Source organism: Micromonospora purpureochromogenes (assembly GCF_900091515.1).
GTDB classification, from domain to species: Bacteria; Actinomycetota; Actinomycetes; order Mycobacteriales; family Micromonosporaceae; genus Micromonospora; species Micromonospora purpureochromogenes.
In genome coordinates this window covers 4689755-4711217 of the sequence record NZ_LT607410.1, presented here as the reverse complement: position 1 = coordinate 4711217, position 21463 = coordinate 4689755, and the positions used below count along the sequence as shown (strand labels likewise).

18 protein-coding genes and 1 pseudogene are annotated in these 21463 nt (G+C 72.9%); 9 read left to right on the top strand and 10 right to left on the bottom strand.

Going from position 1 to position 21463, the window contains the following annotated elements; translation table 11 throughout:
- Nucleotides 1–120 precede the first annotated feature (120 nt).
- The gene (locus GA0074696_RS21715) at nt 121–768 is read right to left on the bottom strand and encodes a hypothetical protein (protein ID WP_088962805.1); all 648 of its coding nucleotides are present in this window, start codon (nt 766–768) and stop codon (nt 121–123) included.
- 201 nt (nt 769–969) lie between these two features.
- Between GA0074696_RS21715 and GA0074696_RS21710 the strand changes: the two genes are divergently transcribed.
- Together GA0074696_RS21710 and GA0074696_RS21705 are read left to right on the top strand one after the other, a co-directional pair.
- Complete coding sequence (locus tag GA0074696_RS21710) at nt 970–2343, top strand: serine/threonine-protein kinase (protein WP_088962804.1); 1374 nt, start codon at nt 970–972, stop codon at nt 2341–2343.
- A gap of 168 nt (nt 2344–2511) precedes the next feature.
- Nucleotides 2512–3822 carry an IS4 family transposase gene (locus GA0074696_RS21705; protein ID WP_231925108.1) on the top strand — a complete coding sequence of 437 codons (1311 nt, stop codon included), beginning with the start codon at nt 2512–2514 and terminating at the stop codon, nt 3820–3822.
- Nucleotides 3823–3858: 36 nt separating this feature from the next.
- Here the strand turns inward: GA0074696_RS21705 and GA0074696_RS21700 are convergent, their stop codons facing one another.
- Together GA0074696_RS21700 and GA0074696_RS21695 are read right to left on the bottom strand one after the other, a co-directional pair.
- On the bottom strand, nt 3859–4425 hold the full coding sequence (locus tag GA0074696_RS21700; RefSeq protein WP_231925107.1) for a hypothetical protein: 567 nt from the start codon (nt 4423–4425) through the stop codon (nt 3859–3861).
- Nucleotides 4418–4957 carry an RNA polymerase sigma factor gene (locus GA0074696_RS21695; RefSeq protein ID WP_088964707.1) on the bottom strand — a complete coding sequence of 180 codons (540 nt, stop codon included), beginning with the start codon at nt 4955–4957 and terminating at the stop codon, nt 4418–4420. Before GA0074696_RS21695 ends, GA0074696_RS21700 begins: the two co-directional genes overlap by 8 nt.
- 243 nt (nt 4958–5200) lie before the next feature.
- Between GA0074696_RS21695 and dnaE the strand changes: the two genes are divergently transcribed.
- Nucleotides 5201–8734, top strand: a complete 3534-nt coding sequence (gene dnaE / locus GA0074696_RS21690; RefSeq protein WP_088962802.1) for a DNA polymerase III subunit alpha — start codon at nt 5201–5203, stop codon at nt 8732–8734.
- Between the two features lie 84 nt (nt 8735–8818).
- Here dnaE and GA0074696_RS21685 read toward each other — a convergent pair whose 3' ends face one another.
- A complete protein-coding gene (locus GA0074696_RS21685) occupies nt 8819–9529 on the bottom strand; it encodes a response regulator (RefSeq protein WP_088962801.1) in 711 nt (236 codons plus the stop codon).
- Nucleotides 9526–11112, bottom strand: a complete 1587-nt coding sequence (locus GA0074696_RS21680) for a sensor histidine kinase (protein WP_088962800.1) — start codon at nt 11110–11112, stop codon at nt 9526–9528. The genes GA0074696_RS21685 and GA0074696_RS21680 overlap by 4 nt, the downstream gene beginning before the upstream one ends.
- Nucleotides 11113–11226: 114 nt before the next feature.
- On the opposite strand from GA0074696_RS21680, the gene GA0074696_RS21675 reads away from it, so the two are divergent.
- Nucleotides 11227–12618: a cation:dicarboxylate symporter family transporter gene (locus GA0074696_RS21675; protein ID WP_088962799.1), complete on the top strand. Its 1392-nt coding sequence runs from the start codon at nt 11227–11229 to the stop codon at nt 12616–12618.
- A gap of 122 nt (nt 12619–12740) precedes the next feature.
- Here GA0074696_RS21675 and GA0074696_RS21670 read toward each other — a convergent pair whose 3' ends face one another.
- From GA0074696_RS21670 to GA0074696_RS21660, 3 genes are read right to left on the bottom strand one after another with little or no spacing between them, the layout of a single operon-like run.
- Nucleotides 12741–13184, bottom strand: a complete 444-nt coding sequence (locus GA0074696_RS21670; RefSeq protein WP_088962798.1) for an SRPBCC family protein — start codon at nt 13182–13184, stop codon at nt 12741–12743.
- A gap of 46 nt (nt 13185–13230) precedes the next feature.
- Nucleotides 13231–13584 (bottom strand): ArsR/SmtB family transcription factor, encoded by a 354-nt coding sequence (locus GA0074696_RS21665; RefSeq protein ID WP_088962797.1) that lies wholly within the window; start codon nt 13582–13584, stop codon nt 13231–13233.
- On the bottom strand, nt 13581–14033 hold the full coding sequence (locus GA0074696_RS21660; protein ID WP_088962796.1) for an SRPBCC family protein: 453 nt from the start codon (nt 14031–14033) through the stop codon (nt 13581–13583). Before GA0074696_RS21660 ends, GA0074696_RS21665 begins: the two co-directional genes overlap by 4 nt.
- Between GA0074696_RS21660 and GA0074696_RS32430 the strand changes: the two are divergent.
- Both GA0074696_RS32430 and GA0074696_RS21650 read left to right on the top strand, forming a co-directional pair.
- Nucleotides 13948–14532: pseudogene (locus tag GA0074696_RS32430) on the top strand (NUDIX hydrolase); the annotation flags it as partial. The gene GA0074696_RS21660 and the pseudogene GA0074696_RS32430 sit on opposite strands and share 86 nt — an antisense overlap.
- 272 nt (nt 14533–14804) lie before the next feature.
- Entirely contained in the window at nt 14805–15842 is a 1038-nt protein-coding gene (locus GA0074696_RS21650; protein ID WP_088962794.1) for an aminotransferase class V-fold PLP-dependent enzyme, read from the top strand.
- 147 nt (nt 15843–15989) lie between these two features.
- Here GA0074696_RS21650 and GA0074696_RS21645 read toward each other — a convergent pair whose 3' ends face one another.
- The gene (locus GA0074696_RS21645; RefSeq protein WP_088962793.1) at nt 15990–17162 is read right to left on the bottom strand and encodes an acyl-CoA dehydrogenase family protein; all 1173 of its coding nucleotides are present in this window, start codon (nt 17160–17162) and stop codon (nt 15990–15992) included.
- Nucleotides 17163–17246: 84 nt separating this feature from the next.
- Between GA0074696_RS21645 and GA0074696_RS21640 the strand changes: the two genes are divergently transcribed.
- Genes GA0074696_RS21640 through GA0074696_RS21630 form a run of 3 tightly spaced genes read left to right on the top strand, consistent with a single transcriptional unit; the run spans nt 17247 to nt 20460 of the window.
- Nucleotides 17247–17900, top strand: a complete 654-nt coding sequence (locus tag GA0074696_RS21640; protein ID WP_088962792.1) for a TetR/AcrR family transcriptional regulator — start codon at nt 17247–17249, stop codon at nt 17898–17900.
- 44 nt (nt 17901–17944) lie between these two features.
- Entirely contained in the window at nt 17945–19387 is a 1443-nt protein-coding gene (locus GA0074696_RS21635) for an aldehyde dehydrogenase family protein (RefSeq protein ID WP_088962791.1), read from the top strand.
- Nucleotides 19384–20460: an alcohol dehydrogenase catalytic domain-containing protein gene (locus tag GA0074696_RS21630; protein ID WP_088962790.1), complete on the top strand. Its 1077-nt coding sequence runs from the start codon at nt 19384–19386 to the stop codon at nt 20458–20460. Before GA0074696_RS21635 ends, GA0074696_RS21630 begins: the two co-directional genes overlap by 4 nt.
- 30 nt (nt 20461–20490) lie before the next feature.
- Here the strand turns inward: GA0074696_RS21630 and GA0074696_RS21625 are convergent, their stop codons facing one another.
- On the bottom strand, nt 20491–21381 hold the full coding sequence (locus GA0074696_RS21625; protein WP_331716550.1) for a TetR/AcrR family transcriptional regulator C-terminal domain-containing protein: 891 nt from the start codon (nt 21379–21381) through the stop codon (nt 20491–20493).
- Nucleotides 21382–21463 lie beyond the last annotated feature (82 nt).

Sequence of the window (21463 nt, the reverse complement as noted above, 5' to 3'; positions counted from 1 at the left end):
CGTGCGCGCCGGGCCGGATGCCTCTCTCAGGCCTCGCGGCGGCGGGCCTTCAGCACGCCGTGTCGCTCTACCGGCCGAGGGGCGCCGGCGGGATGCCGGCGCCCCTCGGTGCGGGCGGGTTCAGCAGGAGTGGCCCTGCCGGAAGCCGCGCTCGACGAAGTCCGCGCGTCCGGCCTCGAACCAGCCGACGCCCGGGCGGATCGGGTGTCCGGTGAACAGCTCCACCCGGCTGCCGAACCGGACCAGGTACGCCGTGGCGTCGCCGGCGTCGTTGCTGATCAGCTCACCGCGCCGGCCGTAGATCTCCTCCAGCTCGGCGAAGGACATGCCGACGCTCGCTCCGGCCGGCGAGCGGGGCGGCGCGGTGGCGGTGCCGACCGAGACCAGCCGCCCGTCCCGGAAGGCGAGCAGGATCTTCCCGGCCCAGTCGCCGGTGACCCCGGCGTTGACCACACCGTCGCAGCCGGCGGCGGTCCAGTCGATCAGGCCGGCCGCCGACAACCGGGTCAGGCGTGCGCCGATCCGGAACGGTCCGGCACCCCGGACGCTGAGCAGGTCGACCGAACCGGCAACCTGGACGATCGTGGCCTGCGCCGGGCGACGCCGGTCGGTGGACGCGGCGGCGACGGCGGCCGAGGCCCCGGCGGCGGTGCCGGGACGGGTCGGAGCGTCGGCGGCGGGCCGCGCGGCGGCCGGGCCGGCCAGCGCGGGTACGACGGCGCAGAGGGCCAGCGCGCCGGCGAGAACAGTGGACGACAGACGGTTCATGACGGAACTCCTTCGTAGTGGTGTTGTCCTGTCGTCTTGTTCGTCTCCGCTCCGGCCACATCGGTTCGTCGGGTTTCCGACCGGACCGCCCGCACCGGTCGGACCCGCTCCCGGCGGTCTGCGCCACCGCGCTCCGGCGGTCCCCGCCACCCGTCCGCACCGGTTACCGTCGCAGCGGGGACTGCCGACGAGGGTGGGGCGATGAGCACTCCGGCGTGGATCGGCTCCTACCGGATCGAGCGACTGCTCGGCGCGGGCTCGTTCGCGACCGTCTGGCTGGGCCACGACCCCGTCCTGGACTCCCGGGTGGCGATCAAGGTGCTGGCCGAGAACTGGAGTCACGACCTGCGGGTGCGGGAACGGTTCCTGGACGAGGCGCGGCTGCTGCGGCGGCTCGACCACCCCCGGCTGGTCCGGGTGCACGGCGTCGGCGAGCTGCGCGACGGCCGCCCGTACGCGGTGCTGGCCTGGGCCGACGGCGGCAGTCTGCGGGACCGGCTGGCCACCGGGCCGCTGCCGACGGCGCAGGCGCTGGCCCTGCTCGGCGAGATCGCCGCCGGGGTCGCGGTCCTGCACCGGCACCGGGTGGTGCACCGCGACCTGACCCCGGGCAACATCCTGTTCGCCTCCGGTCCGACCGGCGAGCGGGTGCTCATCGCCGACCTGGGACTGGCCAAGGCCCTGGCCGCCGCGTCCGGGCTGACCGCCCGGGCCGGTACGCCCGGCTACATGGCCCCCGAGCAGGACGATCCACTGGCCGTGGTGAACACCCGCAGCGACGTGTTCGGACTCGGTCGGCTGGGGCTGCGGCTGCTCGGCGACCCCGACGGCGGTCCCGCCCTGACACCGCGATGGCAGCAGGGCGTCCCGGCCGCCGTGCCGTCGGTGCTGCGCCGGGCCACCGCGGTCCGCCCCGCCGACCGCTACCCGGACGCCGACGCCTTCGGGGCGGCACTGCGCCGTGCCACCTCCCGTGCCGCCGTCGACGCGGACGACGGGCACCCGGCCCGCCCGGGGCGGGGGCCGGGCCGCCGGTTCGGCCTGGCCGGCGCGGGTGCCCTGACGCTCGTCGCACTGGGCGCCCTGGCCGGTGACGGCGGCCTGCCCCACCCCGACGGCATCCGGGGGACCAGCGGGCCGCTCAGCGTCGCGCTGCCGGCCGGGTGGCGGGCCACCGGCACCGGCTGGGCTGGACAGTACGGCGACGACGGCAGGCTGGAACCGGCGCTGATCGTCGCGGCCGACCCGGGTCGCTGGGCCGCCGACCCGGGCGTGCCGGGCGCCTTCGTCGGCCTCTCCGCCAGCGCCGCCCGGCGTACCACGCCGGAGGGGTTCGTCGCCGAGCGCCCGCACGCGGACTGCGTGGCCGCGCCGGTGCGGCGTACCCGGCAGGCCGGCGTCGACTGGGTGGTGGCCCGGTACGCCTGCCCGGCCGGCCGGCCGGTGCTCGTCGAGGCGGCCGGGCTCGCCGCCGGCCGGGACGCCTTGCTCTACGTGCAGGTGGCGCCGCCTGCCGACGGCGGGACGGACTTCGTGGACGCGCTGCTGGCCGGGGTGCGGGTGCGCGCGCCCTAGACCCAACGCCGTTCAGTTAAGGCGGTGTGGTGGGTTGTCAAGCGTGTCGTAGAGACGAAGCAGCGGAGCTCCGGTATAGAGGGCGGTCACTCTAAGACGCCCTGAACACCTGGAGCTCCGCTGGCTGACCAGATTGCCATAACCCGGACGGTGAAGGTAGCCGCGGGGGTGTTCGCGCCGGGACACCTCGGCGAGTCGACCCGGCTGATCCCATTCGAGATGGTCGATGATGCCCTGGCCGCGACCGGCGCCGTGCAATCACGGATACGGCTGATTCCGGCCCGGGTCACGGTCTATCTGCTGCTCGCGGGCTGCTTGTTCGCCGAGTTGGGCTATTCGCAGGTCTGGCAGCGGCTGACCGCCGGACTCACCGGGCTGGGCCTGGCGACCCCGACCGGCAGTGCCCTGCGTCAGGCCCGGCAACGTCTCGGCCCGGCCCCGTTACAGGCCTTGTTCGACCTGCTCCGCGGGCCGGCCGCTACGACAGCGTCCCACGCAGTGCACTGGCACGGCCTGCTGACCTGCGCGATCGACGGCACTCACCTGACCGTCGCGGACAGCACCGCTAACACCGGCCGTTACCCGAAAAAACGCGGCAACCACGGCGGATCCGGCTACCCGATACTGCGGCTGAGCGCCCTGCTGACCTGCGGGACCCGCTCGGTACTCGACGCCGTGTTCGACCCGATCAGCGTCGGTGAACTCGACCAGGCCCGACACCTGGCCCGCAGCCTGCGGCCCGGGATGCTGCTACTGGCCGACCGTAACTACGCCGCAGCCGACCTCATCAACACTCTCGTGGCGACCGGCGCTGACCTGCTGATCCGCTGCAAGAACGGCCGGAAACTCCCACTGAACCGCCGCCACCGAGACGGATCCTGGCAGACCGTCATCGCCGGCCGGCCGATCCGTGTGGTCGAGGCCCGGATCGCGATCACCACCACCAGCGGCACCCGCACCAGCGACTACCGGCTACTCACCACCCTGCTCGACCCCGACACCCACCCCGCCGCGCAGCTGATCGAGCTCTACCACCAGCGCTGGGAGATCGAGACCGCCTACCTCGAGCTCAAATCCAGCATCCTCAGCGGACGAGTCCTGCGCGCACGCACACCGGCCGGCATCGACCAGGAAATCCACGCCCTGCTCGTCACCTACCAGATCCTGCGCACCGCCATGACCGACGCCACCGACAGCCAGCCCGGCCTCGACCCCGACCGGGCCAGCTTCACCACCGCCCTGAACACCGCCCGCGACCAGCTCATCAACGCCGCCGGCATCATCGCCGGCACGATCATCGACCTGGTCGGCGTCATCGGCGCCACCATCCTGTCCAACCTGCTGCCCGACCGGCGCGTCCGCATCAAAACCCGCATGATCAATCGCTCCAACAGCAAATACCAGGCCCGCGGACCCAACATCGACCGGCGCAGCTACCAGGCCACCACCAGCATCCACATCATCAGCCCAGACCCTTGACACCCCACACCACCGCCTAACTGAACGGCGTTGGCCCTAGACCACCACCACCGCGACCGGGTGCGCCTCGCCGCCCTGCGGAATGGTCACCCGGACCGTGCCGGCGCGCAGGAACCGGATGTCCTGCACCCCGGCCTCGTAGCTGCGGGAGACCAGGTCTTCCCGGTCCACGGTCACCTCGCCCGGGCCGATGCCCTGGATGCGCAGCACCCCACCGGCGGCCAGACACAGCGACTTCAGCAGGGCCACCTCGGTCTCGGCGAGGACCAGGTCGTAGCGGACCGGGCCGAGGCAGGCGCTCGACCGCGGGCTCGGCGACGGTGAGCGCGTACCTCTGCCACCGGTCGGCGCGGGTCCGACCGGGGCGGGCGGTCGCGGCGTGGCGGCGAGGGTGGTCGAGCCGGGCGGCGCGGACGGGGCCGGCGCCGCGGGGGTCGACGCGGTGGCCGCCGGGGTCGGCGGTCGCACCGGCAGCGGCGCGACCGGGGTCTGCTGCCCGCAGGCCGCCACCGACGCGAGCACGCCCAGCGTGGCCACCGGAACCACCCGCCGCCGGGCCGACGCGAGCAGGGCGACGGCCCGGCGGTGCCCGGTCTCAGTCACCGGACATCCGCTGCCGGACCTGCTTGCGGGCCAAGTGGACGCGGGACTTCGCGGTGCCCTCCGGCACGTCGAGCAGGGCGGCGATCTCGCGGTAGTTCAGCCCGAGCACGTCGCGCAGCGTCACCGCCTCGGCGAGTTCGGGGCGCACCGCGTCCAGCGCGTCGAGCAGGTCCAGCCGGGTGCCGGCGACCACGCTGGTCCGCCTCGGGTCGGGCGGATCGGGCAGCGGCACGCCGCCGGACTCGACCAGCCAGCGCCGGCGCAGCGCCCGGTACGTCGAGCGGGCCCGGTTGGCGGTGAGCCGGTAGAGCCAGGTGTGGAACGTCGACCGGCCCTCGAACCGGTCGATGCCCCGGGCGAGCGCGAGCAGGGCGTCCTGGCACGCCTCCTCGGCGTCCTCCCGGTGCGGCAGCAGCCGGGCGCAGAGCCGCAGCACCTCGGGACGCACGGCCGCCAGCAGCGCGTCGACCGCGCCCGGTTCGCCGCGCGCGGCCGCCCTGGCCAGGTCGTCGATGTCGTCCGCGAGAAGCATCACACCGTCCCCGGTCCGCCGGTGCGCCGTGCCGTCCAGGCTACGGCCCCGCCGGGCTTCCCGGGATCCCCGAGTCGGGCAGGCGACCCGGCCGCGACCCCCTCGGGGCGGGCTCTCCGGGAGATCCACACCACCCGACGGCGGTCTGTCCGCGCGGCTGCTGGAGACGTCCCTGGGCCCGGGGATAGGGTGGGCCGACCGACTTCCGACCACCCATGAGACCGACCCGGGGGGGCGCCACGCATGGGCGATTCGTTCGCGCATCTGCACGTACACACCGAGTACTCGATGCTCGACGGGGCGGCCCGGCTCAAGGACCTCTTCGCCGAGGCGAACCGGCTCGGGATGCCGGCGGTGGCGATCACCGACCACGGCAACATGCACGGCGCGAACGACTTCTACAAGCAGGCGATGGCCGCCGGCATCACCCCGATCCTCGGCGTCGAGGCGTACGTCGCGCCGGAGTCGCGCTTCCACAAGGCGCGGGTCAAGTGGGGCCGGCCGGAGCAGAAGAGCGACGACGTCTCGGGTAACGGCGCCATCACCCACAAGACCATGTGGGCGAAGAACGCCACCGGCCTGAAGAACCTCTTCACCCTCAACTCGCGCGCCTCCATGGAGGGCCACTACGTCAAGTGGCCCCGGATGGACATGGAGCTGATCGCCGAGCACGCCGAGGGCATCATGGCCACCACCGGCTGCCCCTCCGGCGCGGTGCAGACCCGGCTTCGGCTGGGCCAGTTCGACGAGGCGCTCAAGGTCGCCGCCAGCTACCAGGACATCTTCGGCAAGGAGAACTACTTCCTGGAGATCATGGACCACGGCCTCTCGATCGAGCGCCGGGTCCGCGACGGGCTGACCGAGATCGCCCGCAAGCTGGACATCCCGCCGGTGGTCACCAACGACTCGCACTACACCCACGAGGCCCAGGCCACCGCGCACGACGTGCTGCTCTGCGTGCAGACCGGCAGCAACATCGACGACCCGAACCGGTTCCGGTTCGAGGGCGGCGGCTACTTCATCAAGTCCGCCGAGCAGATGCGCGCGGTCGACTCCTCGGAGCTGTGGCAGCAGGGCTGCCGCAACACCCTGCTGGTCGCCGAGAAGGTCGACCCGACCGGGATGTTCGAGTTCCACAACCTGATGCCGCGCTTCCCGGTGCCCGAGGGGGAGACCGATGAGTCCTGGTTCCGCAAGGAGACCTTCGCCGGCCTGGCCCGCCGCTACCCCAACGGGATCCCGGAGGGGCACGTCGCGCAGGCCGAGTACGAGCTGGGCGTCATCAACCAGATGGGCTTCCCCTCGTACTTCCTCGTGGTCGCCGACTTCATCCAGTGGGCCAAGAGCCAGGGCATCGCGGTGGGCCCGGGCCGTGGCTCGGCCGCCGGCTCGCTGGTCGCGTACGCCCTGGGCATCACCGACCTGGACCCGATCCCGCACGGCCTGATCTTCGAGCGGTTCCTCAATCCCGAGCGCGTCTCGATGCCCGATGTCGACATCGACTTCGACGAGCGCCGGCGCGGTGAGGTGATCAAGTACGTCACCGACAAGTGGGGCGAGGACAAGGTCGCCCAGATCGCGACCTTCGGCACGATCAAGGCGAAGGCCGCGATCAAGGACTCGGCCCGGGTGCTCGGCTTCCCCTACGCGGTCGGCGACCGGATCACCAAGGCGATGCCGCCGGCGGTGATGGGCAAGGACATCCCGCTCTCCGGCATCTTCGACCCGAAGCACCCGCGCTACGCCGAGGCCGGCGAGATCCGCGGCCTCTACGAGTCCGACCCGGACGTCCGGAAGGTGATCGACACCGCGAAGGGCATCGAGGGGCTGATCCGGCAGACCGGCGTGCACGCCGCCGGCGTCATCATGTCCGCCGAGCCGATCATCGACCACATCCCGCTGATGCGCCGGGACGCCGACGGGGCGATCATCACCCAGTTCGACTACCCGACCTGCGAGTCGCTCGGGCTGTTGAAGATGGACTTCCTCGGCCTGCGCAACCTGACGATCATCGACGACGCGGTCAAGAACATCCAGCTCAACCACGGCCGGGAACTCGACCTGCTGGCCCTGCCGCTGGACGACAAGGCCGCCTACGACCTGCTGGCCCGGGGTGACACCCTCGGCGTGTTCCAGCTCGACGGCGGGCCGATGCGCTCCCTGCTGCGGCTGATGAAGCCGGACAACTTCGAGGACATCTCCGCCGTGCTGGCGCTGTACCGGCCCGGCCCGATGGGCGTCGACTCGCACACCAACTACGCGCTGCGCAAGAACGGCCTCCAGGAGATCACCCCGATCCACCCGGAGCTGGAGGAGCCGCTGCGGGAGATCCTGGCGCCCACCCACGGCCTGATCGTCTACCAGGAGCAGGTGCAGCGCGCCGCGCAGATCCTCGCCGGCTACACCCTGGGCCAGGCCGACCTGCTGCGCCGGGCGATGGGCAAGAAGAAGAAGGAGATCCTCGACAAGGAGTTCATCCCGTTCCGGGACGGCTGCCGCGAGCGCGGCTACTCCGACCAGGCGATCCAGGCGGTGTGGGACGTGCTGGTCCCGTTCGCCGGTTACGCCTTCAACAAGGCGCACTCCGCCGCGTACGGGCTGGTGTCGTACTGGACGGCGTACCTCAAGGCGCACTACCCGGCCGAGTACATGGCGGCGCTGCTCACCTCGGTCGGTGACGACAAGGACAAGATGGCGCTCTACCTGTCGGAGTGCCGCCGAATGCGGATCCAGGTCCTGCCGCCGGACGTGAACACCTCGGCCGGGCCGTTCACCCCGGTCGGCCAGGACATCCGGTTCGGCCTCGCCGCCGTCCGCAACGTCGGCGCGAACGTTGTGGCCGCGATCATGCGGTGCCGGGAGGAGAAGGGCGAGTACGCCGACTTCTACGACTTCCTGGCCAAGGTGGACGCGGTGGCCTGCAACAAGAAGACCATCGAATCCCTGATCAAGGCCGGCGCCTTCGACTCGCTCGGGCACACCCGCAAGGGCCTGCTCGCCGTGCACGCCGACGCCATCGACGCGTACGCCGACGTCAAGCGCAAGGAGGCGGTCGGCCAGTACGACCTCTTCGGCGCCGGCTTCGGCGACGCCGACACCGGCGGCAGCACCACGGTCATGCCGACCATTGCGGGCAGCGAGTGGGACAAGCGGGACAAGCTCGCCTTCGAGCGGGAGATGCTCGGCCTCTACGTCTCCGACCACCCGCTCTTCGGCCTGGAGCACGTCCTCGGCGCGGCGGCGGACACCACGATCGCCGCCCTGTCCGAGGAGGGCACCGTCCCGGACGGCGCGGTGGTCACCCTGGCCGGCATCCTCTCCGGCGTGCAGCGCCGGGTCACCAAGCAGGGCCGGGCCTGGGCCTCGGCCACCCTGGAGGACCTGGCCGGCGGCGTGGAGACGCTGTTCTTCCCGAACACCTACGAGGTGATCGGGCAGTACATCGCCGAGGACGCCATCGTGGTGGTCAAGGGCCGGGTGGACCGTCGCGACGACACGCCGCGGATCATGGCGATGGACATGTCCATGCCGGACGTCAGCAGCAACCCGGCCAACAAGCCGGTCACCCTCACCATCCCGGTGCACCGCTGCACGCCGCCGCTGGTGGAACGGCTCAAGGAGACCCTGGTGCTACACCCCGGCGACACCGAGGTGCACGTCAAGCTGCTCAACGGCGGCAAGACCACGACGCTGCGGCTGGGTCCGTTCCGGGTGGCGGCGACCACCGCGCTGATGGGCGACCTGAAGAGCGTGCTCGGCCCGGCCAACGTGAGCTGACCCGGCCGGGGGACGTCGCGCCAGGGTGGCGGGCAGCCGCTCGCCACCGCAGAGCACCGCGACCGGCAGCCGGCCGGGTGTCGGTCAGGTCGGCCGGTACTCGACCTCGGGGCGCCCGGGTGTGCCGTAGCGGGGGCTGCGGACCGCCCGGTCGATGGTCACCAGGTACTCCAGATAGCGGCGGGCGGTCACCCGGGAGATGCCGGTGCGCCGGCTCACCTCGGTCGCGGACAGCCCGGCCTCGGCCTCGGCAGGCGTGGTTCGCGGCCGGTCGGCGAGTGCGGAGAGCACCCGGTGCAGGGTGTGCACGTCCAGCCCCTTGGGCAGGGTGTGCGGGGCGGCACCGCGCAGGGTGGCGAACATCCGGTCCACCTCGTGCTGGGCGGCCACCTCGCCGTCGGCGAGCGCCTGCCGGCGGTAGTCGGCGTAGCGCTCCAGCTTGTCGCGGAAGGCGGCGAAGGTGAACGGCTTGAGCAGGTAGTGGGTCACCCCGAGGGAGACCGCGGCACGGACCACCGCCAGGTCCCGGGCCGAGGTCACCGCGAGCACGTCGACGCTGCTGCCCGCCGCTCGCAACGCCCGGCAGACGTCCAGGCCGTGCACGTCGGGCAGGCGGAAATCCAACAGCACCAGGTCGACGTCCGCGCCGCCGCGCCGGCGCAGCGCCGCCATCGCCTCCCGGCCGGTGTGCGCCACCCCGGCCACCACGAAACCCGGCACCCGCTCGGTGTACGCGGTGTGCGCCTCGGCCAGCAACGGCTCGTCCTCGACCACCAGCACCCGGATGTCGTTCATCGGGCCTCGCCGCCCCCGGTCGGCAGCCGGACGGTGAACAGGCTTCCGCCGTCGTTCGAGCGGTCGACCTCGTAGCTGCCCCCGTGCCGGCGGACCACCTGCCCGACCAGCGCCAGGCCGAGGCCGCGGCCGGCGCTCTTGGTGGACCAGCCGCGCCGGAACGCGTCGTTCACCCGCTCCGGGTCCAGTCCCGGGCCGTTGTCACCGACCCGGACCACCAGTTCGCCGTCGACCGCGCCGACGAAGACCTGGACCCGCCGCGGCGGCGGGTTGCCGGCGACCGCCTCCAGCGCGTTGTCCACCAGATTGCCCACCACGGTGAGCAGGTCGGCGCTGGGCAGCGGGCTGCCGTCGAGCCGGCACTCCGGGTCGATCACCAGGTCCACGCCGCGCTCACCGGCCTGGGCGGACTTGCCGAGCAGCAGGGCGGCCAGCGCCGGCTCGGTCACCGCGCCGACCACCCGGTCGGTGAGCTGCTGCGCCGCGGCCAGGTCCCGGGTGGCCAGGCGCACCGCCTCGTCGGTACGGTCCAGCTCCACGAGAGTCAGCACGGTGTGCAGCCGGTTGGCCGACTCGTGGGTCTGCGCCTGCAACGCTTCCGTCAACGCACGTACCGAGTCGAGTTCGCTGGCGAGCGTGCGCAGCTCGGTCTGGTCGCGCAGGGTGAGCACCGTGCCGAGCGCGATGCCCTCGAAGCGGGCGGTCCGCTGGTTGGCGACCAGCACCCGGTCACCGGCCAGGACGGGCTCGTCGCGAGCGTCCCGGGCCGACGTCAGCAGCTCGGCCACCGCGGGCGGCAGGTCGATCCCGGCCACCGGCCGGTCGGTCAGCGGCGCGTCCGCGTCCAGCCCGAGCAGCCGGCGGCCCTCGTCGTTGACCAACGCCACCCGGCGGTCGGTGGTCAGTACCAGCAGGCCTTCCCGCACCGAGTGCAGCACCGCGTCGTAGTACTCGTACATCCGGGTCATCTGGGCCGGCCCGAGGCCGTGCGTCTGCCGACGGAGCCGACGGCTGAGCAGCCAGGAGCCGGTGGCCGCGAGGGCGAGCGCCGGTGCGGCGACGCCGAGCAGCACCGGCCACTGGCCGAGCAGCTTGCGATCGATCGCCTCGGTGGTGATGCCGACCGAGACCAGGCCGACGATCCGCTCGTCGTCGTACACCGGCACCACCGCGCGCACCGACTCGCCGAGCGTGCCCACGTTGGTGGTGGTGAACGGCCGGCCGGCCAGAGCCGGCGCGATGTCGCCGACGAACGGCTGACCGATCCGCTTCGGGTGCGGGTGCGAGTAACGGGTGCGGTCGGGCGCCATCACCACCACGAAGTCGGTGCCGGTCGCCACCCGGGTGGACTCCGCGTACGGCTGGAGGGCCGCGCTGGGGTCGGCCGTACGCAGCGCCGCACGGACGTCGGGAGAGCGGGCGACGGTCTGCGCCACCGCGAGCACCTCCTCCTGCGCCGCCTGCCGGGAGTCGCTGCGGGCCAGCCAGACGGCCCCGGCGGCGCCGGCCAGGACGAGCAGGGTCACCACCACGGCCTGGAGGGCGAACAGTTGCCCCGCGATGCTCCACTGCCGCCGGGCCATGTTTCCCCTCCTCGTCCGCGCCGTCGTCACCGACACGGGTCGCGCGTGCTCCGACGGGATGAACAGAATGACCGCAAGGCTGCCTTGTGGTGAGACGCGCTTCACATTGTCGACATGGACACCACCACATCCACCGCCACACCGTCACCCCCGGTCCGTCGGGACCGTACCCGGTACCTCTACCTGGCCGTCATCGTCGCCGTGCTGGCCGGCGTCGTGGTCGGCCTCGCCGCTCCCGAGGTCGGCAAGGAACTCAAGCCGCTCGGAACCGGCTTCGTCAACCTGATCAAAATGATGATCAGCCCGGTCATCTTCTGCACCATCGTGCTCGGCGTCGGCTCGGTCCGGCAGGCGGCGAAGGTCGGCAAGGTCGGCGGCCTCGCCCTCGGCTACTTCCTGGTCATGTCGACCGTCGCGCTCGCCATCGGCCTGGTGGTCGGCAACCTCATCCACCCCGGCTCGGGGCTCGACCTGGGGCAGGACCTCGCCGGCTCGGGCAAGGCCGCCGCCGGCGACGAGGCCGGGGGGACCGTCGACTTCCTGCTCGGAGTCATCCCGACCACGCTCTTCTCCGCGCTGACCGAGGGGGAGGTGCTCCAGACGCTGCTCGTGGCGCTGCTGGTCGGCTTCGCCGTGCAGAGCCTGGGCCGGCGCGGCGAGCCGGTGCTGAACGCCGTGGGCCTGCTCCAGCGGGTGGTCTTCAAGGTGCTCGCCATGATCATGTGGCTGGCCCCGATCGGCGCGTTCGGCGCCATCGCCGCCGTGGTCGGCGCCACCGGGATGGACGCGCTGAAGAGCCTGGCGCAGATCATGCTCGGCTTCTACGCGACCTGTCTGATCTTCGTGCTGGTGGTGCTGGGTGCGCTGCTGTGGTTCGTGGCCCGGATCCCGATCTTCTCGCTGCTGCGCTACCTGGGCCGGGAGTTCCTGCTGATCCTGTCGACCTCGTCCTCGGAGTCGGCGCTGCCGCGGCTGATCGCCAAGATGGAGCACGTCGGGGTGAGCAGGTCGGTGGTCGGCATCACGGTGCCGACCGGGTACTCGTTCAACCTGGACGGCACGGCGATCTACCTGACCATGGCGTCGCTGTTCATCGCCGACGCGCTGGGCAAGCCGCTGTCGATCGGCGAGCAGGTGTCGCTGCTGCTGTTCATGGTCATCGCGTCGAAGGGTGCTGCCGGGGTGACGGGTGCCGGGCTGGCCACGCTTGCCGGTGGGCTCCAGTCACACCGTCCGGACCTGGTCGACGGGGTCGGTCTGATCGTGGGGATCGACCGGTTCATGTCGGAGGCGCGGGCGCTGACCAACTTCGCCGGCAACGCGGTCGCGACCGTGCTGGTCGGGACCTGGACGGGGGAGTTCGACCGGGACAAGGCCGGTCGGGTGCTGCGCGGCGACGACCCGTTCGACGAGTCGACCATGCTCGATGAGGACGCCGACGAGGGCGAGCCCGCCACCCGGCGGCCGGCCGACGACTCGACCGCCCCGGCCGGCGTACCAGCCTGACGCCGCCGTCGCGGAACCACCAGGGGCCGCGCCGGCGCCACCTCCACCGACAGCATCGCTGCCGGTGGAGGTGGCGTCGTGGCTTCGCGCCGGTGCGAGACCCGTCAGGACCGAGCGGACCCTCAGTCCCAGCTGTCGATCTTGACGTCGTGCGGATGCGGAGCGCCCTTTCCGGTCTCGATCAACGACTTCAGGCTCAGCAGGTAGACCGCCCACTTGGTGCTGCAGTGGTGCATGAAATCCACCGGCTCCTTCCAGCCCCGGTGGCTGAAGAGCACGACGGCGTAGTCGTCGACCTGGGCAAGGCGCCAGTCCACGTGTGTGCCGATCCACTCGTCGGGTCCGTCGACCACCTCCCACAGCACGCGCCTGCCGGGGTCGAGCTCGAGGACCTTCATGTCGAATCCGCCGGCGGCGAACCGGAACTGGAGCACGCCGCCGAGGCGGTCGCCGACGCCCCGGGTGTTGGTCGTCCACCAGCCGGCAAGTCCCTCGACGGTGGTCAGAGCCGTGTAGACCTCGGCCGTGGACGACGGGATTCCGACTTTGTGCAGGATGTCCACCATGTTCGATCTTCTCTCCGGTGTCGGTTTTCGGATGACTCTCATGACGTCACTGCTGGATGCCGCGCTGGTCCTTCGTGCGCTGGACAGCCTCGGCGATCCGCTTGATGCGCAGGAGCCGGGCGTCCCACGCCGCTCCGACCGAGGACAGTTGCGCGACTGCCCGGGCGAGCTGCGCCTCGTCCACCCGGTACCTTCGCTCGCGCCCGGCGGGGGCGGAGCGCACCAGGCCCACCCGGTCGAGCACGCCGAGGTGTTTCGCGATGGCCTGCCGCGTCACGGGCAGCCGCTCACTGAGGCTGGTGGCCGTGCCGTCGCCGTCGGCCAGAAGCAGGTCGAGCATCCGCCGACGGGTCGGATCCCCCACCGCCGACCACAGGTCGTCGTCGACGGCGGCGGTCACCGGGTCGAGACCAGCCGGGCGAGGTACTCCCCGAGTCGGGGGACGAAGGTGTCCCAGCCGGCGACGTGGTCGCGGTACTGCTCCTCCAGCTTCGCGGCCTCCCAACCCATCTCCCGGAACCCGGTCTCGGTGAGCCGGATCCTGGTGCCCGTGCCCGACGGGGTGAGCTCGAAGGTGACCAGCAGCGAGGTGGCCCGGTCGTCGACCTTGCCCTCGGGATGACACCAGCGGAACGAGAACAGTCGAGGAGGCTCGGCGTCCACCACGACCATCGGGACGACCTGTGCCCGGTCACCCCAGACGAGCTCACCGACCGTGCCGGGAGTCGCCTCGAAGGCGGCATCGTCGGTCCACCATTCCGAGATGTGCTCGGGGCTGCTGACGACCTCGAAGACCACCTCCGGCGAGGCGTCGACGTGGATCTCTCGTTCGATGCTGGCGTACTCCATGCTCTGCCACCTCTTGATATGCAACCGTTGGTTGCACATCACGCTAGCCGACCACCCGGCGTTGCGCAACCATTGGTTGCATGTTGGCGGAGGGGGTGGCTGGGCCGCGCACGGGAGCGCGGGAGGCAACCCGGCGTGGCACGATTTCGCGATGGCAAGCTATGACGTGGCGCTCGTGCTGCTCGTCGACCCCTCGGGAGCGATCCTTCTGCAGCACCGCGACGCGCACACCTCGGCCTCGCCGAACCAGTGGAGCCTGCCCGGCGGCCACCTCGAACCTGGCGAGACGCCGGAGGAGGCCGCCCGCCGGGAACTGCTGGAGGAGACCGGCCTGACCGCCGGTGAGCTGCACCTTTTCTGGACCGGCCCGCGCCCGTACGAGGACGGCTTTCCGCACACGGTCACGGTCCACGTCTTGGGCGGCAGTACGAACGCGCGCCAGGAGGACGTGGTGATCGGCGAGGGCGGAGCAATGGCCTTCGTCCCCCGCCACGAGGCACTCGATCGGGAGCTGGCGGTCTCCACCGCGCTGGTCCTACCTCTTCACCTCGACGCCGTCCAGGAGGGCGGAGCGGGTGGAGTGAGCCAGGCGAGCGGTTGTCCCGCGAGCGCGGCGTCGGCGAGGCGGTGAGCGGAGGCGGTCTTGAGAGCCGCGCGAGAGCTGTCGATCCGGCGGCTACGACGAGGACAGGGTGCGTGCCGATGTGCCGCAGGCCGCCGGTCGCCGATTGGCCGTGCCCATCCGAGGCCACCCCGCCTAGCGTCGGTGGGGTGAACATCGAGCAGGCGCAGCAGTTGTGGAAGCCGGAGCCCGGCTGGTTGAACACCGCCTCCTACGGGCTCCCGCCCGAGCCGGCCTGGACGGCATTGCAGGAGGCGCTGGCCGACTGGCGGACCGGAAGCAGCTCCTGGGAGGGCTGGGGGCAGTCGGTGGACCGGGCCCGGGCCGCGTTCGCCGGCCTGGTCGGCGTACCGGCCGGGGACGTGGCGGTCGGCGCGGCCGTGTCCCAGCTCCTCGCACCGGTCGCGGCGGCCCTCCCGGCGGGCGCGAACGTGGTGGTCCCCGAGGTCGAGTTCACCTCGAACCTGTTTCCCTGGCTGGCTCAGGAGGAGCGCGGCGTCAGGGTCCGCACCGTGCCGCTGACGGGGCTGGTCGACGCGATCGACGCCGACACCGATCTGGTCGCGTTCAGCCTGGTGCAGTCCGCCGACGGCGCCGTGGCGGCGTACGACGAGATCGTGGCCGCGGCCCGGGCGCACGGTGCGCTGGTCGCGGTGGACGCGACCCAGGCGTGTGGTTGGCTGCCGTTCGACGGGAGCCGGGCCGACGTGGTGGCGGTGGCCGGGTACAAGTGGCTGATGGGCCCGCGCGGCTCCGCGTACGCCTACCTGGCGCCCGAGCTGCGCGAGCGGCTGCGTCCGGACGCCGCCGGCTGGTACGCGGGCGCGGACCCGCACGCCTCCTACTACGGCCCGCCGCTGCGGCTGGCGGACGACGCCCGCCGATTCGACATCTCGCCCGCCTGGTTCAGCTGGGTCGGCGCGGCGCCCGCACTGGAGGTGGTCGCCGAGATCGGCGTGCCGGCGATCCGGGCGCACGACGTGGCGCTGGCCAACCGGTTCCTGGCCGGGCTGGGTCGGCCGGCGGGGGAGAGCGCCATCGTCGCCGTCGACGTGCCCGACGCCGAGCAGCGGCTGGAGCGGGCCGGAATCCGGGCGGCGGTGCGCGCCGGGCGGGTCCGCGCCTCCTTCCACGTGTACTCCACCGAGGCCGATGTGGACGCCGCCCTGACGGCGCTGACCGGCTGAGCCCGCTCCCGGGTGGGCGGCTGTCATCGCCGCCCACCCGAGCAGTCCGGCTCACCGGGCCGCCAACTCCTCGACCCGAGCCGCCGGCTGAGGCGTGCCGCGCCGGCCCGACCGGAGCAGGCGGGAAAATGAGGAGCCGGCGTGGACTCAGGCCAGGTGACCGCCGATCTTCGTGTACCCGCGCAGCAGGTCCCGCGAGATGATCAGCCGCTGCATCTCGTCGGTGCCCTCGAAGATCCGGTAGAGCCGCACCTGCCGGTACCAGCGCTCGACCGGCAGTTCGCGGGTGTAGCCCATGCCGCCGTGGATCTGGAGCACCCGGTCCACCACCCGGTTGACCATGCCGGCGCCGTAGAGCTTGCCCATCGAGGATGCGTGCCGGGGGTCCATGCCCTGGTCGACCGTCCAGGCGGAGCGCAGCACCAGCCAGCGGGCCGCCTCCAGCTCGGTCTCGGAATCGGCGATCATCCACTGGATGGCCTGGTTGGTGCCGATCTTCGCGCCGAAGGTCTCCCGGGTGTTGGCGTAGTCGATGGCCATCTGCAACGCCCGCTCGGCGATGCCGATGGCGTGCGAGGGGATGGTGTAGCGGCCCTTGCCGATCCACTCCATGCCCAGCGTGAAGCCCTGGCCGATCTCGCCGAGGATGTTGCGGTGCGGCACCCGTACGCCGTCGAAGATCAGTGACGCCGGCCCGCCCTCGCCCATCGTCTGGATGAACTCCGAGCGCCAGCCCATCGCCCGGTCCACCAGGAACGCGGTCGCCCCGCCGTTGCGGGCGCCCTTCTCCCGGTCGGTCACCGCGACCACGATGGCGAAGTCGGCGTCGTTGCCGTTGGTGATGAAGGTCTTCTCGCCGTCGAGGATCCAGTCGTCGCCGTCGCGCCGGGCGGCCAGCCGGATGTTCGCCGCGTCCGACCCGGCGCCCGGCTCGGTGATGGCGAAGCAGGAGATCCGCTCGCCCTCGATGGTGGGCAGCAGGAACTCGCGCTTCTGCTCCTCGGTGGCGTGGAAGAGGATGTTGTCGGCCTCGCCGCCGAACCGGAACGGCACGAAGGTGCGCCCCAGCTCCGTCCAGATCAGCGACTGCATGACCGCGGGCAGGTCCATCCCGCCGTACTCCTCGGGGGTGGCCAGCCCCCAGAAGCCGAACTTCTTCGCCTTCTGCTGGAGCTCGCGCAACTCGTCGCGGGTCACGCCGGGCTGGTGCGCGCGCTCGCGGCGCAGCACCTCCTGTTCCAGCGGCATCACCTCGCGGGTGATGAACGACCGGACGGTGTCGCGGACCGCCCGCTCCTCGTCGGTCAGTGAGAAGTCCATGCTGATCCCTTCCGCCGTCGTGGCTGCGTCCCGCTTAAACTAGCGGTGTAAGTTTTCTGTCGTCCAGACCCCCGAGGAGTCGACGTGCCCCGACCCCCGCAGCCGGTGCTCACCCGGGACCGGATCGTCGCCGCGGCCCTGGCCCTGATCGACGCCGACGGGCTGGCCGCCTTCTCCACCCGGCGGCTCGCCGCCGCGCTCGGCGTGCGGGGTCCCTCGCTCTACAACCACTTCGCCAACCGGGAGGCCATCCTCGACGCGGTCGCCGAAAGCGTCACCGTCGCCGTGGACATCGGCTTCTTCGGCCGCCACGACTGGCGCGAGGCGCTGCGCCGCTGGGCCTGGTCGTACCGGGCGGCGCTGACCGCGCACCCGAACGTCGTGCCCTACCTGGCCCAGGGTCCGGGGCGGCGCCCGGCCGCCCTGGCCATGGCCGACGCCGTCTACGGGGCACTGGTCAAGGCCGGCTGGCCGCCCGCCCGGGCCACCCACGTCGGCGCGGCGATGCGGTACTTCGTCGCCGGGTCGGCGCTCGGCTCGTTCGCCCGCGGCTTCGTCGAGGACCCGGAGCTGTACGCCGCGCACTACCCGCACCTGGGCCAGGCGCACCGGCTCGCCGAGCACCAGCGCAGCGTCGACGAGGGCGCCTTCGCCCTCGGCCTGGACGCGCTGCTGCACGGCCTCGCCGCCGAACACCGGCGCGTACTCGCGGTGGAACCACCCGGGGCGAACGGGTAGCGTCAAAACTCCCAGCGCTAGTTTCCTCACCCCCGAAGGACGACATGGATCTCGCCGCCGCGCCCCCCGCGCTCCTGGTCCGCCGTCACCTCTACCTCGGCGGCGCCTGGGCCGACCCGTCCGGGAACGAGCCGATCGACGTGGAGAACCCGGCCACCGGGGAGACCGTCGGGCAGGTGCCGGCCGGCACCCCGGCCGACGTCGACCGGGCCGTCGCCGCCGCCCGGGCCGCCTTTCCCAGCTGGGCGGCCACCTCGCCCGCCGAGCGCGCCGCCCACCTCGACCGACTGCTCGCCGCGCTGACCGCCCGGGCCGAGGACATCGCCCGGACCGTCGCGCTCGAACTCGGCACCCCGCTCAAGCTGGCCGCCCGGGTGCAGACCGGCCTGCCGCTGACCGTGCTGCGCGACTGCGTCGAGCTGGCCGCCCGGCCGCCCGCCGAGGAGACGATCGGCAACTCGCTCGTCGTCCGTGAACCGGTCGGCGTGGTCGGCGCGATCACCCCGTGGAACTACCCGCTGCACCAGGTCGTCGCCAAGCTGGCGCCCGCCCTGGCCGCCGGCTGCACCGTGGTGCTCAAGCCCAGCGAGCTGACCCCGCTGACGGCGTACCTGCTCTTCGACGCGGTCGCCGAGGCCGGGCTGCCCGCCGGTGTGGTCAACCTGGTGCCCGGCACCGGGCCGGTGGTCGGCGAGGCCCTGGCCGCCCACCCCGACGTGGACATGGTCTCGTTCACCGGGTCCACCGCCACCGGCCGCCGGATCGCCCACCTCGCCGCCGACCGGATCGCCCGGGTGGCCCTGGAACTGGGCGGCAAGTCGGCCAACCTGATCCTCGCCGACGCCGACCTGCCCACCGCCGTCAAGGTCGGGGTGGGCAACGCGCTGCTCAACTCGGGGCAGACCTGCACCGCGTGGACCCGGATGCTGGTCCACCGCGACCGGTACGACGAGGCACTCGACCTGGTCGCCCGGGCCGCCGCGGCGTACCGGCCGGGGGATCCGTTCGACCCGGACACCCGGCTCGGCCCGCTGGTCTCCGCCGCCCAGGCCGAGCGGGTGCGCGGCCACGTCGACCGCGCCCTCGCCGACGGGGCGCGCCTCGTCTGCGGTGGCCCGGACGCCCCGCTGCCGCCCCGGGGGCACTTCGTCGCCCCGACCGTGCTGGCCGACGTGCACCCCGACAGCGCGCTGGCCCAGGAGGAGGTCTTCGGCCCGGTGCTCGCCGTCATTCCGTTCGGCGACGACGACGAGGCCGTCGCCGTCGCCAACAACTCCCGCTACGGACTGGCCGGCGCGGTGTGGTCCGCCGACGCCGACCGCGCGCTGGCGGTGGCCCGGCGGCTGCGTACCGGCCAGGTGGACGTCAACGGCGGCGGGTTCAACCCGCGGGCGCCGTTCGGCGGCTACAAGCAGTCCGGCCTGGGCCGGGAGCTGGGCCCGTACGGCATCGACGAGTTCCGCGAGATCAAGGCGATCCAGCGGTGAGGGCTCTGGTCGCCCGCGCGCCCGGCGCGCCGCTGCGCGTCGAGGAGATCCGCCTGCCCGCGCCCGGCCCCGGCGAGCTGCGGGTCCGCGTCCGCGCCGCCGGCATCTGCCACTCCGACCTGTCCATGGTCAACGGCACCCTCGCGCCCGCGTACCCGCTGGTGCTGGGGCACGAGGCGGCCGGCGTGGTGGTCGAGGCCGGCGCCGGCGCCGCCGTGCCGGTCGGCACGCAGGTGGTGCTCAACTGGGCGCCCGCCTGCCGGCGGTGCTGGTACTGCCGGCACGGCGAGCCGTGGCTCTGCGCCGCCAACACCGCCCCGGCGGTGCCGCGCGGCGAGACCGCCGACGGCGAGGCGTTGCACGTCACGCTCGGGCTCGGCGCGTTCGCCGAGGAGGTGGTGGTGCCCGAGGCCGCCGTGGTGGCGGTCCCCGACGACCTGCCGCCGGAGCGGGCCGCCCTGCTCGGCTGCGCCGTGCTCACCGGCACCGGCGCGGTCCGCAACACCGCCCGGGTCGCCGGCGGTGAGTCGGTCGCGGTGATCGGCCTCGGCGGGGTCGGCCTGTCGGTGCTCACCGCCGCCCGGGCCGCCGGCGCCGGCCCGATCGTCGCGGTCGACGTGGCCGAGGCGAAGCGGGGCCTGGCCCTCGCCGCCGGGGCGACGCACTTCCTCGTGCCCGACGACCGGCTGTCGAAGGAGATCCGGGCGCTCACCGAGGGGCGCGGCGTCGACCACGCCTTCGAGTGCGTGGGACGGGCCGCCACCATCCGGACCGCCTGGCGGCTCACCCGGCGCGGGGGAGCGGTCACCGTGGTGGGCATGGGCGGCAAGGACGACCTGGTGAGCCTCTCGGCGCTGGACATCTTCCACTCCGCCCGGACGCTGCGCTCCTCGGTGTACGGCTCGTCCGATCCCGACCGGGAGGTGCCGGGCCTGGCCCGCGAGGTCGGCGACGGCACGCTCGACCTGACTCCGCTGATCAGCGGGCTGGTCACCCTCGACGAGGCGCCGGAGGCGTTCGACCGGCTCGCCCGGGGCGAGGGCGCCCGCTGGGTGGTCACCTTCCCCGACTGACGCGCCCGGCCGCCGTCGGTCGGGGCGCGCTCACCCCGGCCGGCGCGCGGCGTCCTCGATCAGGGTTGCGTAGCTGTCCAGCAGCCGGCGCAGGCCGAACTCGAAGATGCCGTCCAGGGTGAGGTCGACGTCGCCCTCGGCGCTCAGCGCGGCCAGGGTCGGGTAGCGCCCGGGCGCCAGCCGGTCGAAGACCGGCTCCTGCGACTCGATCCACTCCTCGTCGGTCAGGCCGGTGTCCTGCTCCGCCTGCGCCTGCATCTCCAGGTTGGTGGCGACGCCCCGCACCTGGGCGATCAGCGTGAGCGCGGCGTACCAACGGGTCTCCCGGTCCAGGCCGACGCCGCCCGTGGCGCGCAGCGCCCACTCGGTGTGCGCCATGCCGCGCGGCAGCAGCTGCGGCCGGCTCATCGAGATGACGTGGGGCAGCCAGCGGTGTCGCCGGTAGACCCGCCACTGCTCCCGGGCCAGCAGTTCCAGCTGGGCCCGCCAGCCGGCCGGCCGGGCGGTGGGCAGGGCGTCGGCCAGGGCGCTGTCGGCCATCAACCGGACCAGCTCGTCCCGACCCCGCACGTGGCGGTGCAGCGCCATCGTCGCCACGCCGAGGTCGGCGGCGAGCCGGCGCAGGGAGACCGCCGCGAGGCCGTCGGAGTCGGCGAGCGCCATCGCCGTGCGGACCAGGTGGTCGCGGCTCAGCTCCGGGTCCGACCGGCCGGCCCGGGGCGGGGCGTCCGGGCGCGCGGCGACCACCGTGCCGGCGCCGGGACGGGCCAGCACCAGCCCCTCCTCGCGGAGCAGGGCCAGCACCTTGGTCGCGGTGGCGATGGCGACGCCGTGCTCGCGGGTGATCTGCCGGGCCGACGGCACCGGATCGCCGGGTCGCAGCTCGCCGAGCTCGATCCGGAGCCGGATCTGCGCGGCGATCCGCCGGTACGGCGGTTGCGGGCGGGATGCCGTGGGGGCCAGGACGTCACCTCCGGCGTACTAGTACGAAAGGCCCTGGACG

Coding starts and splice junctions, on each gene's coding strand:
- GA0074696_RS21715 (WP_088962805.1), bottom strand. CDS start 768: ATGAACCGTCTGTCGTCCACTGTTCTCGCCGGCGCGCTGGCCCTCTGC.
- GA0074696_RS21710 (WP_088962804.1), top strand. CDS start 970: ATGAGCACTCCGGCGTGGATCGGCTCCTACCGGATCGAGCGACTGCTC.
- GA0074696_RS21695 (WP_088964707.1), bottom strand. CDS start 4,957: ATGCTTCTCGCGGACGACATCGACGACCTGGCCAGGGCGGCCGCGCGC.
- dnaE (WP_088962802.1), top strand. CDS start 5,201: ATGGGCGATTCGTTCGCGCATCTGCACGTACACACCGAGTACTCGATG.
- GA0074696_RS21685 (WP_088962801.1), bottom strand. CDS start 9,529: ATGAACGACATCCGGGTGCTGGTGGTCGAGGACGAGCCGTTGCTGGCC.
- GA0074696_RS21680 (WP_088962800.1), bottom strand. CDS start 11,112: ATGGCCCGGCGGCAGTGGAGCATCGCGGGGCAACTGTTCGCCCTCCAG.
- GA0074696_RS21675 (WP_088962799.1), top strand. CDS start 11,227: ATGGACACCACCACATCCACCGCCACACCGTCACCCCCGGTCCGTCGG.
- GA0074696_RS21670 (WP_088962798.1), bottom strand. CDS start 13,184: ATGGTGGACATCCTGCACAAAGTCGGAATCCCGTCGTCCACGGCCGAG.
- GA0074696_RS21660 (WP_088962796.1), bottom strand. CDS start 14,033: ATGGAGTACGCCAGCATCGAACGAGAGATCCACGTCGACGCCTCGCCG.
- GA0074696_RS21645 (WP_088962793.1), bottom strand. CDS start 17,162: ATGGACTTCTCACTGACCGACGAGGAGCGGGCGGTCCGCGACACCGTC.
- GA0074696_RS21635 (WP_088962791.1), top strand. CDS start 17,945: ATGGATCTCGCCGCCGCGCCCCCCGCGCTCCTGGTCCGCCGTCACCTC.